Below are 14,309 nucleotides of genomic sequence, written 5' to 3'. Positions count from 1 at the left end.
AAAATAAACCATGCGATTTTTAAAACTGCGTGTTTTCATTGCCGTTATACTGTTAACTTTTTCTGCAAGAGCTCAATCAGGCTATCCCAAACTAATGCTTCCCGGAGATTATGCTGATCCCTCTATCATCAGGGATGGTAAGGATTATTATATGACCCATTCCCCATTCTTCTATACTCCGGGTTACCTTATCTGGCATTCTACAGACTTATTGCATTGGGAACCTGTTGCCCGTGCCATGACAGGCCCTGCACAGGGATTACCCATGGCGCCAGACCTGGTAAAATACAAGGATACTTTTTATATCTATTTTCCATCAGCCAAAACCAATTGGGTAATTTGGGCCACCAACATTAAAGGCCCGTGGAGTGAACCTGTTGATCTGAAAGTAGCGAAGATAGATCCCGGCCATGCTGTAGGCGAAGATGGTAAACGTTACCTGTTTGTTTCAGGTGGGGGTATGGTTCCCTTAACTGCAAATGGCCTTGCTGCAGCAACAAGCGATATCAAACATGTTTATGACGGGTGGGATTACCCGAAAGAATGGATAACAGAATGCAAATGCCTCGAATCTCCGAAAATCATTAAACGGGGCGAATATTTTTATATGGTTACCGCCGAAGGAGGCACAGCAGGCCCGCCCACCAGCCATATGGCTATTGCTGCAAGATCGAAAAGCATTTTGGGACCCTGGGAAAATTCACCTTATAATCCAATTGTGCATACTTACACAGCAAATGAGCATTGGTGGTCAAAAGGCCATGGTACTTTAATAGATGATGTGAACGGTAATTGGTGGATGGTATACCATGCCTATGAAAATGGTTATCATACATTGGGGCGGCAAACTTTAATAGAGCCCATTGAATGGACCAGTGATGGCTGGTTTAAAGCAACAGAAAGGCCGATAAAAGAATTGTCGCCATCTAAGCTAAAAAAAAGTGGCTTTGATCTTTCTGATGATCTCACCAATAATACATTGGGCTTGCAATGGACTTACTGGAAAAAATATGACAGCTTTGCTGTACATCCCGCTGCAAAAGGGCTTTCAATTAAAGGTAAAGGCAATTCCCCGGCAGATGGCCAGCTACTGCTTTGCACAGCGCAGGATACCAGTTACCAGGTAGATGTAACGGTACAAGCTACAGGCAACAGCCGTGGCGGACTTATTCTTTTTTACAACGAAAAAGCTTTCACAGGAATATTGGCAGACAAAAAAAAGATAACGGTGTATGATACTGCCAGGACTGAAACGCAGATCGAAATGATGAACAACGGTAAATGGATCTTAAGAATTAAAAACGAACGGAATAAATGTAGTTTTTATGCCAGCAAAGATGGAAAACAATGGACGCTGTTGCGAAAGGACATCAATGTGTCTGCTCTTAACCATAACAACTACCGCAATTTCCTGGCGTTAAGGATCGGGTTGCTGGTAACGGGGGAAGGGAATGCAACCTTTAACCGGTTTGTCTATAAAAAATTGAGCAGCCATTAAATACGGCAAATTCAAAAGTCACTTTTGTTTTTCCCATGGCCGGTGGGGACACCGACCATGGGGACCCATTGAATTAATGTTTCCTTATCAGGCTTGCTACCAGCATTTCATTTTCCATGGCTTTGTGTTTGGCTTCATAGGCAAGCAAAGATTGGTTCAGCACTTTCTGCAGGTTCATTTTTACCTTGCGTTTGTTAGGGCGGATCACCACGCCATCTACATTTTCTTTATACACCAGTTCGTTATCGTCGTTATAGAAGTAAACAATATTGTTTTTGGGCTGGTGGGTATTGGTCTCAATTACCCAGTAACCTTTTTCGGGTGCCCATTTAGGACCTTGTTGTGCAATACCTGCAATTGAAAATAAACTAAGGGCGACGATGATGATTGTTCTTTTTCATGATAGATTGTTTTTTGTTTTGATTGATGCTGTAAAATTATTGCCGCTAAGAGGGCTTTTTTACACAAGTAGATGGACTGCATGTCCGGGGCTGCATACGATATTGCCAGGGCAACCAACAACATTCAGGAAGGATGGATGCAGTTCGGCGACGAAATCGAACGGTTTGTCTATAAACGGGGGATAATGTTTGCGCCCTTTACGGAATGCTGTAATTTTAAGGAACAAACATTTTTATGAAAGCTATTCTGGATAACCGCGTAATACAGCATTGCATTTTCTGGTGCTTTTATTTATTGATCTATACCGGTAATTATTTAACCGGCAATGATTACTGGCCTACTTTTCTGGCAACGATGTTGTTCCTGCCGGTCCAAATGATCTTTACTTATACACAGCTGTATGTGCTGATACCGCGGTTCCTGCTGCAGCGCAGGATCGCTGCTTATATCATATACACTTTGTTGTTCACCCAGCTGATGTATGATCTGAACCTGATGTTCTATAGCTTCGTTGTGTTCCCGATAAAAACCGGGCTGGCCTGCACTTATTTTAAATGGAATAAGTTATGGACCTTTGATCCGATAGAGCTGCGTACTGTTTTTTCCTTTTTTATGATCTGCGGGATCGCTGTGGCCGTAAAGCTGTTGAAAAAATGGTACCAGGAAAACAACCGCAATCAAAAGATAGAAAAAGAAAAACTGTCGATGGAACTGGATATGCTCAAAGCGCAGGTGCATCCGCATTTTTTGTTCAATACTTTGAATAATTTATACGGTTTGACGCTCACCAAATCAGAAAGAGCGCCGCTGGCGGTATCGCACCTGGCAGATATGCTGCGGTATATGCTGTATGAATGCAACGAAAGGGAAGTGCCGCTGGAAAAGGAAATAACCGTGCTGAAAAAATATATGGAACTGGAAAAACTCCGGTATGGTAAGAGGATAGAACTGTCATTTTCCTGTACAGGAGATATACAGCACCTTAAAATTGCGCCGCTGATCCTGCTGCCATTCGTGGAAAACAGTTTTAAACACGGGGTAAGCGAACAGCTGGAACAGTGCTGGGTGAACCTGCAAATGCATGCTGAAAGAAATAGCTTTACACTGAACCTGAGTAACAGCCGCAATGCGGAGCCGGTGAAAACAAATGCGGGGGGTATTGGCCTGCAGAATATCCGCAAACGGCTGGACCTGATGTACCCCGGCAACTATACTATGACGATAAATGAAGAACCAGAAATATATGCAGTGAAATTGCAGATGAAATTAGCTGCAATACCTGCAGTAACAGTTACGCATACACGACTGGAGCCATATATATCAACAATACCTGCAATGGCATGAAGATGAATTGCCTGATAGTAGATGATGAGCCCCTGGCCGTAAGCGTACTGGAAACGCATCTTGCCAATATGCCTGCTTTACGGTTGGCAGCAAGCTGCTCCAATGCTTTTGAGGCGATGGAGGCATTAAAGGCACACCAGATAGACCTGATGTTCCTGGATATCCGCATGCCCAAACTGATGGGGCAGGAATTCCTGCGCACCCTGCGCAATCCCCCTAAAGTAATTTTTACTACGGCTTACAAAGAGTATGCGCTGGACGCTTTTGAACTGGATGCAGTTGATTACCTGCTGAAGCCCGTTACGCTGGAACGCCTTGTGAGGGCCGTTAATAAAATGACGGCGGTTGGCATACCGGAGGTAAAACCCGAAGCAGTGGTGGAAAACGAAGGCTTTGTGTATTTCAGGGCCGACAGGAAAATGGTGAAAGTGGCTTATAATGATATTGTGTATGTAGAAAGCATGAAAGATTACGTGAAGATAGTGCGCACGGGCGAAAAACCCTTACTGGTAAAGCAATCCATCACCGCACTGGAAGACCTTTTGCCGGACCAGCTTTTTGTAAGGGTGCACCGTTCTTATATCGTAGCCATTAATAAAATTGCGGCTTTCACCAATCATGATGTGGAGATCAGTAATATGGAGATTCCCATTGGCCGCCTGTATGCCCACCAGCTGGAGAAAATAGCCCGGTCATCCAACCTTTGATAGAAAACACACTAAGCTTTTTCACAAAAGATATCAGCGTATACATATCCCTGTTAGTTTTACAGTTTTACAAATTTTATACGTGATTGCCTGGTACCATCTGTAAGCTGTATAGTATATATCCCTTTACCAAGTTTAGAAATATCTTCCTGCAATAAGTTTTGATTGGTGAGCTTTTTTACCAACACCGCCCTGCCCAACTGGTCGAAAATGGTTAATGTAACAGTTTTTTGATCACTGGCATACTGCAGGGTGATTATTTTTTCTGCGGGATTGGGATATACATTCAGTTCCACATCGCTATTATTAAACACTACTTTCGCTACAGCGCTATATGTATAACGACCATCCTTGTCCAGCAACTTCAGGCGATAATAATTGATGCCTTTTGCAGGTGTATTATCTGTAAAACTGTAATTGTGTACTGTGCTGTTACCCGCAGCTGTAATGCTGCCGATCTTTTCAAAAACAATTCCATCAAAGCTGCGTTCTGTTTCAAAATGAGATGTATTGATCTCGTCGGTTGTTTGCCATTGCAGCAGTGCACTGTTGCCTTGCTTATAAGCACTAAAAGAAAGCAGGTGCAGTGGTAATGTACCTGCAGTGCCCAATATATATTCTGTACTTTGCCCGGTAAGGGTTAAGGTATTCGCATTCATATCCAGGGTGGCTGTGCCATTGGCCCAGGTGGTAACTGAATTGTCAGCCCGTTTGTACAAAGCCAGTGAGCTTTCATTACCGGCGGTAACATCGGGGTTACCGGTATAATTATATACCGCATTGTATTGTGGCGAAGTACCACCCACCTGGAAAACACCGAAATATTTATTCATAGCACCCAAACTAACGGTACCGCTTAGGGTATTGGGTTGTTCATCTACCCGGTACACCTGTATGCCATCGGGATTACCAGTTGCAGAAGTGACTGTAAAAGTTTCACCGCTGGCATGACTGATACTGGCTGTTTTAATGGCATTTACATAATCGTGTGCTGCAGCATCACCAACAGGAGCACCACTGATAAACCTTGTGCCGAGATTTAAGAAGCCATTATTATTAGTTTTTGCATCCACCACTGCCGAACCTAAAGTTTCATTGAATTGATAATAAGCAACCAGGTTGTTGTACAGGCCATCGCTGCTGGTTGTTTTTTTGCACATGCGGTCTCTTAGTTGTGTTTGGGTTAATGCTGCATCCCATACCCTGAATTCGTCAATGCTGGCACCGGCGGGAGAGCCGTTGGAACAACAGGAGTTGAGCATACCAATACGCCAGGGTCTTGCAGCAGTTTGTAATGTACCACCTGCGGTGCTGATACTTCCCGGCAACAACATACCATCTACATATAATACCATATTCGTACCATCGCTTACGGTGGCTACATGATGCCATTTATCATCATTGATGGTTTTAGTTGTTTGCAACGCCTGGTCGCCACAACTGCAGATGCCGCTCCAAACGCCTATTTGACCATTATTTAGGGTGATACCAAAATCCCCATCAGGAGTGGAAGGGTTTGCATTACCCACAAGTGCAGGGTTTAACCAGTAGGTTGGATTGGAAGAGTTATCAGTGGTCTTTACCCAAAAATCAACGGTAAAAATATTGGTGCCGTCCAGCAGGGAAGGGAGCTGCACAAAATATTGACCGGATGTTCCATCAAGATATATGGCACTGCCACTGCCGGGGTTGTTATAAGTTATTCCGGCAGCATATTCGGTGTTAATTTGCTGGGCTGTAAGGGCGCCATCATAAATTTTTATATCATCCAGGGCACCGTCCATCGGAAAATTGGGACTATTGTTTTCCAACGCTGTGCCTATATACATTTTATTATTATCGTAGCCAATAGTACTGTTGAAGGTATTGGTAGATTTTAAAATACCATCTATGTACAACTTATGCAGCTTGCTCGTATTGTCAAATGTGGTAACCACATAATGCCAGTCTCCTAAATAAGCCGGTGAGGTGATCTGTGAGCCGGTGGCAGCACCCGGGTCATTAAATATCCAGGAGGAATAAGAGAAACTTGCACCCGGCGCTACACCAAAATGCCAGCTATCTGATATGCCGGTGCCTAAGGGTTTGTCAACAATTGTTTTTATATTATTGGAATTTCCTGTTTGCTTTACCCATGCTGCAATGGTAAGGCTGGTTGTATGCAGTAAAGGATTGTCATCCACCTCCACCCGGTGCGCTGTATTATCGAAAAACTGGATAGCGCTGTTAGCATTGCCAAACCTGTCTGTTACAAATGCGGGGGAACCAATAATGGTGCCATTCAGGTTATTCCCGCTTACATCATTCGCATTGCCATTAAAGGGGTAACTGGCGATGATATTTTGTGCACCCGCACTTTGAAAAATAAAAGACAGGAACAGGACCCCCAAAAAGGAAGGCAGCATTTGCTTTTTCATATCGAACAAATTTTGTCAGCTTAAAAGAACGCCCGTTCTTTTAAGGATCAGTATAAAAATTTCTATTGGTATTATTGACCCTGTAAAAATAGCCAGGCCATCAAGCGGGGGCAATCGTTAAAAAAGATGATTTTATACCCGTCCTCCGTAAAATGCCGGTTTTAGATCTTCAAAAAAGCGGTCTTGTAAAACTGAGTTGACAAAGAGGCCTTTACTAATTCAATACCTCCTGCACGTTCTTTCCGCTTCCCGCTGGAAAAGCAGGCCAGTCTTGCTTTTGAATCAATATAACCATCCGCCCGGAATTAGAATTTCACCGAACGACTACGTGAAAAAGAGACGGTTTTCTACAAGGCCGTCTTGACTGTCACATTAGTTTTGTCTTTAATTAGGGAAATAGTTATATATTTTCTTATCAATATCCTGACATTAAAACCAATATCATCATGAAGACCAGCTATGGCCTGTTCGTCCTGTTATTCTTCTTCAGCATACAGGCAAAATCACAAAACAATTATGCAGTTTCATTCAATGGCTTATCATCAGCCGATTGTGGCACCTCTCCCGGATTTAATATGTCCGGTACATCACTTACAGTAGAAGCGTGGATCTATCCTACTGTTTTTGCAACCAATTACTGGGAGGGTAGTATCATTTCAAAAGACGCACAGAATAATACCGGTTATGTATTGCGTTGTGGCGCCTTAGGTAAATTGAGTTTTGTGATCGCTCTTGCAGGTAATGTTTGGGCAGAAGTGATCAGCGCCGATAATACGCTGGCATTAAATAAATGGCAGCATGTGGCCGGTGTATATAACGGTAGCCAGCTACTGTTATATCGCGATGGTGTGTTGGTAGCTTCTGGTGCTGAAACACACACGTTGCTGCAGGATGCATCTTACCCGGTTAAGATAGGAGGATCACCCGGTACATGGGTGCCGGCCAGGAATTTTACAGGCGGCATTGATGAAGCCCGTGTATGGAATGTTGCCAAAACAGCAGCACAATTAAAATACAATATGTTCCGTGGTGTAACCACCGGTACAGGCCTGGTGGCATCTTATCAAATGACCAATGGCAGTGGTACTTCCATTACAGATAACAGTGGTAATGGTAATACGGCAACCATCAGTACAGGTGGCGGCTGGCTTACAAGCCCGGTTCGTTTTGCAGCCAATGCATTATCTTTTGATGGTATCGACGACCAGGTAACAGTACCTTATAATAGTTCTTTGGATATCAGTACCAATATCACGCTTGAGGCATGGGTGTACGCCACCAAGAATTCGGGTATACAGAACGTGATCAGCAAATCCAGCTTTACTACTAATACCGGTTATATTTTTCCACGTACCAATGACGGCTGGAACACCGTTTCATTTTACCTGTTCATTGCAGGCGGATGGAGGAATGTTTCGGTAGCGTATCCTTCTTTAAATGCATGGCATCACCTTGCGGCCACTTACGACGGCAGTTATATGCGGATCTATATTGATGGTGTGCAGGCAACAGCAGTTGCACAAACCGGCGCCATTGCCACCAATTCCAACATACTTACGCTTGGCAGCCAGTTTGGTTATGTCAACGAATTTTTTGGCGGCAACGCAGATGAATTCAGGATATGGAATGTGGCCAGAACTCCGGCACAGATAGCCGCCGGGATGAATACCGAACTGGACCCTACTGCACAAACCGGCCTGGTGAGTTATTACAACCTTAACCAGGGTATTGCTTCAGGTGCCAATGCGGGCCTCATAACAGTGATCGATCAATCCGGTTCTAATAACGGTACGCTCAGCAATTTTATATTAAGTGGCCTTGGATCAAATTTTGTTACGCAAGGCAGCGGCATGGTGGTGTTACCGGTGCAGGGGCTCACTTTTACCGCACAGCAACAGGCTGGAAAGGGCTTATTGAAATGGAGCACCGCAACAGAACAAAACTCAAAGGAATTTATCATTCAGCGCAGCAGCAATGGCAGCGACTGGACAGATATCGGGAGTATAACGGCGGCGGGTACCAGCAGTACCACAAAACAATACAGCTTTACAGATCCTGCTGTTTTAAAAGGCACTTATTATTACCGGTTAATACAAAAAGATATGGATGGCCGTGCCGCTTACAGCGAGATACGTTACATAAAATTCAGTGAGAAAAGCCAGCTTTTCGCCGTGCTTACCAACCCTGTAGCCAATGGACAACTGGCTGTACAAGTGAACAGTGACCCTGTTGAATTATCATTGTACGACCCTGCAGGCAGGCTGACCTGGAAAAAACAATTCAATACCGGTAAAACAACCGTGAATGTTGCCAACCTTTCTAAAGGAATTTACCTGTTAAAAGCTGGTGAAAAGGCTGAAAAAATAGTGATACAGTAAGAAATGTCTGCTACATCTTTTAAATGTAGCAATAAGATAAAAGCCCCTCTTAAACGATTATTACTCGGGAGGAGGAAATTGCTGCAAAATTTAATAAACCGGCATAGATTCAGCTATGCCGGTTTATAGTTTAAACAAGTTTTATATATCCCTGGTTCTCATACATTATCCAGTCTATCCATTTGCACAGCCGCATTACAATAAGCGCCCTTTTTTATACTCCCGGTTCCCGTAGCCTTTCAACAGGTAGTCAGTTCCACATCATTTATTTTATCATTGTAACAATTACCCGCCGAAATTTGATAAAACAAAAAACATACAGGCATATCATTTAGCGAAATACAGGATATTTACATTGTTGCAACAAAAGATATGAATAAGGCAATAGTAGAACGGGTATTTTTGTAACAAATACGCATTGGTATATGAAACAGTTTCGCGGTATAATAACACTGGCATTACTATCCATTTCTTTTATAAAAGCCGATGGACAATTAATTTCAGTAAAGCCATCAGGTTTTAACCTGGCCAATGCGGTTATATACACGGATGATAAAGATGAGGTACTGGTAAAACGATCCGCAGCATTACTGCAACAGGATATTGAAGCAGTAACCGGCACAAAACCCACCATTATCAACAGCATGGATGCAGCACAAAAAAATATCATTGTTGTGGGCAGTATACATGGCAATGGTTTTATAAAGGAACTGCAGGATAAAAAAATGATCGACCTGTATGCAATTACCGGTAAATGGGAGGCGTATCATATCCAGATGATCAACGATGCAAAAAGCGGCCAGCGCTTATTGGTAATAGCAGGCAGCGACAGAAGAGGCACTGCTTATGGCGTATTTGAACTATCTAAGCAAATAGGCGTATCTCCCTGGTACTGGTGGGCAGATGTACCGGTGAAAAAACAAAAAAATGTTTACATCAATGCAACCATAAATGTATCAGATGCGCCTAAAGTAAAATACCGGGGCTTTTTTATCAATGATGAAGCTCCTTGTCTTAGCGGCTGGACCAAAGAAAAATTCGGTGGCTTCAATCATCTCTTTTACGAAAAGGTTTTTGAATTACTGCTGCGCAACAAAGCCAATTACCTGTGGCCTGCCATGTGGGGCAGCGCTTTTAATACAGATGATACATTAAACCCTGTTCTGGCAGATGAATATGGCATTGTGATGGGCACATCGCATCACGAACCTATGCTGCGGGCGCAACAGGAATGGAAAAAATTTGGCAACGGTGCATGGGATTATACTAAAAATGATACGGTATTAAGACAGTTCTGGAAAAAAGGTATTGAGCACATGGGCAGGCACGAGAGCATTGTAACCGTGGGCATGCGGGGAGATGGCGATATGCCTATGATGCAGGGTACCGCAACAGAATTGCTGGAAAGAATTGTGAGCAATCAAAGAAAGATACTGGAAGAAGTAACACAAAAACCAGCCGCAGCAACACCCCAGTTGTGGGCCTTGTATAAAGAAGTGCAGGATTATTACGATAAAGGCATGCGGGTACCGGATGATGTGACCCTGCTGCTGTGCGATGATAACTGGGGAAATATAAGAAAACTACCACGCATACACGAAAAGGAACGTAAGGGCGGCTATGGCATTTATTACCATTTTGATTATGTGGGCGGCCCCAGGAACTATAAATGGCTTAATACAAACCCACTGCCGAGGATATGGGAACAAATGCACCTGGCCTGGGAATATGATGTACGACAGATATGGGTGGTAAATGTGGGCGACATCAAACCAATGGAATTTCCCATATCTTTTTTCCTGGATTATGCCTGGAACCCCGAAAAGATCAAAGCAGCAGATATACATGCATACGGCACGCAATGGGCGGCAGCGCAATTTGGCCCGCAGTATGCCAGTGACATAGCGGATATATTGGAAAAATATGCTAAATACAATGGCCGCTGCAAACCCGAACTGCTGGATGCCAACACTTATAGTTTTAATTATGGAGAATGGCGTACGGTGGTGGAAGATTACAATGCGCTGCTGAAAAAGACAACATATATTAATGATCTTTTACCGCAGCAATATAAAGATGCTTATTTTCAACTGGTGCTGCACCCGGTAAAAGCCTGCGCCAATTTAAACGAAATGTATTATAATGCAGCATTGAATAAGGATGCTTACGATAAAAGCTGGCTTTCTGCCAATGAATATGCTGATAAAGTAAAGCAACTGTATTTGAACGATTCGCTGATAACATTACAGTACCATCAGCTGAATAATGGTAAATGGAATTATATGATGAGCCAGAAACATATCGGTTACAGTGGCTGGCAGGAGCCCGCCTTTCAAACTATGCCCGATATAAAATACATAGCTGCAAGTGACGCAAAAACTGAATATGACTCAACTGCACTGGATAAAAAAGCCAGGTATCCTTTAAAAAGAACCCATCCGCAGTTCTTCGAAAAAGAGCTGTATGTTTCCATAGAAGCTGATCACTTTTCAAAGGCAATCAATAGTAACGGAATTGTATGGACGAAGTTACCTGATCATGGAAAAACGGGTTCGGCTGTTACCGGATTCCCGGTTACAGCTAAGGGACAAAAACCCGGGACCGGCGCTCCGCACCTCGAATATGAATTTTACACTTATAGTAAGGGAAGTTTTACTGTCAGCAGTTTTTTTTCGCCTACGCTTAATTTTAATAATACACCAGAAGGGCTGCAATATGCCATATCTGTGGACGATGAGCAGCCACAGCTGATCAGCATTAATAAAGAGCAACAAAATGCTATTGGTGATGGCTGGAGAAAATGGGTGGCAGAAAATATCATCATTAAAAACACCCGGCATAATATCAGCAAACCCGGGAAACATATCCTTAAATACTGGATGGTAAACAGTGGGGTAGTGCTGCAAAAATTAATACTGGATTTCGGGGGAGTAAAACAGAGTTATCTTGGCCCACCGGAAACAATGGCGAAATAATTAATTAAAAATACAACCATGCAACAAAAAAAATTATGGCTGTTGGCCTGTTCAGTAACCCTGCTGGCAATAGCCTGTTCTTCTTCTAAAAAAAATAATCCGGGTGGTACTATACCTTCATTGAAGGGAGTATATAAAAAGGATTTTACTATTGGCACAGCGCTCAACAGTACGCAGATAGAAGAAAAAGACCCACAGGCAGCTTTGCTGATACCGCAGCAGTTCAACACTGCCACACCGGAAAATATCATGAAGGCGGAGATCATTCACCCGCAATGGGATGTATACAATTTTGATATGGCAGATAAGATGGTGGCTTATTGCGCTAAAAATAATATGCTGGTAAATGCACATACATTGATATGGCATAGCCAGTTGCCCCCATTTGTGCGCCAGATACAAAGTGTTGATTCTTTCAGAACTTTTTTTACCAACCATATCAAAACCGTTGCAGGCCGTTATGATGGCAAAGTGTATTCCTGGGATGTGGTGAATGAGGCATTGAATGAAGACGGCACCCTGCGCAAATCAGTTTTTTCTCAAAAGCTGGGCGACGATTTTGTAACAGAAGCATTCCGGCTGGCACAGGCCGCAGCGCCTAACACCCATTTATATTATAATGATTACAATAATGAGCAACCAGCTAAACGTGCCGGATGTATTGCATTGATAAAAAAGATACAGGCTGCAGGTGTACGGATAGATGGTGTGGGTATACAGGGGCACTGGCATTTAGGTAAATTGCCGCTAAAGGAAATAGAAGAAAGTATTGAACAATATGCGGCATTAGGAATTAAAGTAATGATCACCGAACTGGATATTGAAGTGCTGCCGCGCAACTTCCAGGGAGCGGATGTTAACCAGCGGATGAAGGCAGATCCCACTATGGATCCATATAAAAATGGATTACCCGACAGTATTCAGCAAAAATTAGCGGATGATTACCGATCTTTATTTAAATTGTTTTTGAAACATAAAGATAAAATTGCAAGGGTTACTTTTTGGGGCGTTAACGATGGGCAAAGCTGGCTGAACGGTTGGCCGGTACCAGGAAGAACCAATTACCCATTACTATTCGACAGGAACTTTAAACCAAAGCCTGCCTTTGATGCGGTGATAGCAATTGGAAAAAAGCAATAAAACCAAAATCAGTATAATGCTAAGTTCACAAAAATTATCTGTAGTAGAAAAGATAGGCTACAGCCTGGGCGATCTTGCCGCCAACCTGGTATTTCAAACATTGGTAACCTGGATCTCTTATTACTATTTGAACATTTACGGCTTAAAGCCAGAGCATGCTTCCATGTTAACGCTTGTGGTGGGCCTTATTGCCGCATTTGTATTTAACCCTGTAATGGGCGCTATTGCAGACAGAACAAATTCCAAATGGGGTAAGTTCAGGCCATGGATATTGTGGACGGCAGTACCGCTGGGCGTAGTATCCCTGCTGGCCTTTAAAACACCCGGATTTTCTTACCAGGGAAAAGTGATGTATGCGGTTGTAACTTATGCGTTACTGTTACTGTTGTATGCAGCCAACAATTTACCCTATGGTGCATTAAGCGGTGTGATCACCGGCGACATGAAAGAGCGCAACAGTTTAAGCTCTTACCGTTTTGTTGCTGTAATGTTTGCACAATGTTTTGTACAGGTATTCATGTACAACTTTATAATAAAAGCAGGTGGAGGAGATTCCGTAGAAGCAAAAGCAATCGGCATATCCAAAGTAATGACCGTGCTTTCCATCATTGGTACTATTATGCTGGTGATCTGTTTTTTAACCACCAAAGAAAGGATCATTCCCAAGCCGGAACAGAAATCAACCGTAAAAGAAGACCTGGGCGACCTGGTAAAAAATAAACCCTGGCTGATCATACTCGTTGTAACAACATTGATCTTTATCACGCTGGCCATGAAGGGAGGTTCTTATGTTTACTATTTTGAAAATTATGTAGACAAAGCAGCGCTCACTTCTTTCCTGGAGCCCTTTAAAAAATTCCTGCCCACGTTTGAAAATGATACTTCATTAGGACTGGGTGTATTTAATGGTGGTGGTATTATAGTGGGATTGATCGGTATCATGATATCACAATGGTTCTCCAATAAATACGGTAAGCGCAATGTGTTCATGGCTTCTTTATTTATTTCAACTTTATTCCTGTTATTGTTTTATATATTCCCTCCTAAGTCGATCGGGATCATTTTTGCTACACAGGTATTGCATGGATTTTTCTATGGTATCAGTACACCTATATTGTGGGCAATGATCGCTGATGTGGCTGATTATAGTGAGTGGAAAAATAACCGCCGTGCTACTGCCATCATCTTTTCTGCCATGATGGTGGGATTGAAAGCCGGACTAAGTATCGGCAGCTCACTGGTATCATGGATACTGGGGCAATATAATTATATACCACAAAGCACTACCGGCCAAACGGAAACAGCCATCAACGGTACTAAAATGCTGGTAAGTATTTATCCGGCCATTCCATTTTTGATCGCTGTAGCATTACTGTTCTTTTATGAGATCAATAAGAAAATGGAAGTGCAGATCGAATCCGATCTTAAACAACGCCGCAATTAATAAT

9 protein-coding genes are annotated in these 14,309 nt (G+C 42.9%); 7 read left to right on the top strand and 2 right to left on the bottom strand.

The genetic code is table 11. The features are described from left to right. The first annotated feature begins 10 nt into the window (after positions 1-10). Positions 11-1,498, top strand: a complete 1,488-nt coding sequence (locus tag QM738_RS03410; protein ID WP_462275282.1) for a family 43 glycosylhydrolase — start codon at positions 11-13, stop codon at positions 1,496-1,498. A gap of 73 nt (positions 1,499-1,571) precedes the next feature. On the opposite strand, the gene QM738_RS03405 is transcribed toward QM738_RS03410, so the two are convergent. Then, positions 1,572-1,733: a hypothetical protein gene (locus QM738_RS03405; RefSeq protein WP_462275281.1), complete on the bottom strand. Its 162-nt coding sequence runs from the start codon at positions 1,731-1,733 to the stop codon at positions 1,572-1,574. Positions 1,734-2,134: 401 nt separating this feature from the next. On the opposite strand from QM738_RS03405, the gene QM738_RS03400 reads away from it, so the two are divergent. Both QM738_RS03400 and QM738_RS03395 read left to right on the top strand, forming a co-directional pair. Further along, positions 2,135-3,244 (top strand): sensor histidine kinase, encoded by a 1,110-nt coding sequence (locus tag QM738_RS03400; protein WP_462275280.1) that lies wholly within the window; start codon positions 2,135-2,137, stop codon positions 3,242-3,244. Then, positions 3,241-3,951 carry a LytR/AlgR family response regulator transcription factor gene (locus tag QM738_RS03395; RefSeq protein WP_462275279.1) on the top strand — a complete coding sequence of 237 codons (711 nt, stop codon included), beginning with the start codon at positions 3,241-3,243 and terminating at the stop codon, positions 3,949-3,951. Before QM738_RS03400 ends, QM738_RS03395 begins: the two co-directional genes overlap by 4 nt. Before the next feature lie 59 nt (positions 3,952-4,010). Here QM738_RS03395 and QM738_RS03390 read toward each other — a convergent pair whose 3' ends face one another. Next, positions 4,011-6,368 (bottom strand): LamG-like jellyroll fold domain-containing protein, encoded by a 2,358-nt coding sequence (locus QM738_RS03390; RefSeq protein ID WP_462275278.1) that lies wholly within the window; start codon positions 6,366-6,368, stop codon positions 4,011-4,013. 446 nt (positions 6,369-6,814) lie between these two features. On the opposite strand from QM738_RS03390, the gene QM738_RS03385 reads away from it, so the two are divergent. The 4 genes from QM738_RS03385 (at position 6,815) to QM738_RS03370 (ending at position 14,305) form a co-directional block, all read left to right on the top strand. Next, positions 6,815-8,746 (top strand): LamG-like jellyroll fold domain-containing protein, encoded by a 1,932-nt coding sequence (locus QM738_RS03385; RefSeq protein WP_462275277.1) that lies wholly within the window; start codon positions 6,815-6,817, stop codon positions 8,744-8,746. Positions 8,747-9,171: 425 nt separating this feature from the next. Then, positions 9,172-11,721, top strand: coding sequence for a glycosyl hydrolase 115 family protein (locus QM738_RS03380; RefSeq protein ID WP_462275276.1), 2,550 nt, complete (start codon positions 9,172-9,174; stop codon positions 11,719-11,721). A gap of 18 nt (positions 11,722-11,739) precedes the next feature. Then, positions 11,740-12,861, top strand: a complete 1,122-nt coding sequence (locus QM738_RS03375; protein ID WP_462275275.1) for an endo-1,4-beta-xylanase — start codon at positions 11,740-11,742, stop codon at positions 12,859-12,861. Positions 12,862-12,877: 16 nt separating this feature from the next. After that, complete coding sequence (locus QM738_RS03370; RefSeq protein ID WP_462275274.1) at positions 12,878-14,305, top strand: MFS transporter; 1,428 nt, start codon at positions 12,878-12,880, stop codon at positions 14,303-14,305. The last annotated feature ends 4 nt before the right edge of the window (positions 14,306-14,309 follow it).

The organism is Ferruginibacter sp., from assembly GCF_049840995.1.
Lineage (GTDB): Bacteria > Bacteroidota > Bacteroidia > Chitinophagales > Chitinophagaceae > Ferruginibacter.
This window is presented reverse-complemented; position numbering and strand designations above follow the sequence as displayed.

Coding starts and splice junctions, on each gene's coding strand:
- QM738_RS03395 (WP_462275279.1), top strand. CDS start 3,241: ATGAAGATGAATTGCCTGATAGTAGATGATGAGCCCCTGGCCGTAAGC.
- QM738_RS03390 (WP_462275278.1), bottom strand. CDS start 6,368: ATGAAAAAGCAAATGCTGCCTTCCTTTTTGGGGGTCCTGTTCCTGTCT.
- QM738_RS03375 (WP_462275275.1), top strand. CDS start 11,740: ATGCAACAAAAAAAATTATGGCTGTTGGCCTGTTCAGTAACCCTGCTG.
- QM738_RS03410 (WP_462275282.1), top strand. CDS start 11: ATGCGATTTTTAAAACTGCGTGTTTTCATTGCCGTTATACTGTTAACT.
- QM738_RS03385 (WP_462275277.1), top strand. CDS start 6,815: ATGAAGACCAGCTATGGCCTGTTCGTCCTGTTATTCTTCTTCAGCATA.
- QM738_RS03370 (WP_462275274.1), top strand. CDS start 12,878: ATGCTAAGTTCACAAAAATTATCTGTAGTAGAAAAGATAGGCTACAGC.
- QM738_RS03380 (WP_462275276.1), top strand. CDS start 9,172: ATGAAACAGTTTCGCGGTATAATAACACTGGCATTACTATCCATTTCT.
- QM738_RS03400 (WP_462275280.1), top strand. CDS start 2,135: ATGAAAGCTATTCTGGATAACCGCGTAATACAGCATTGCATTTTCTGG.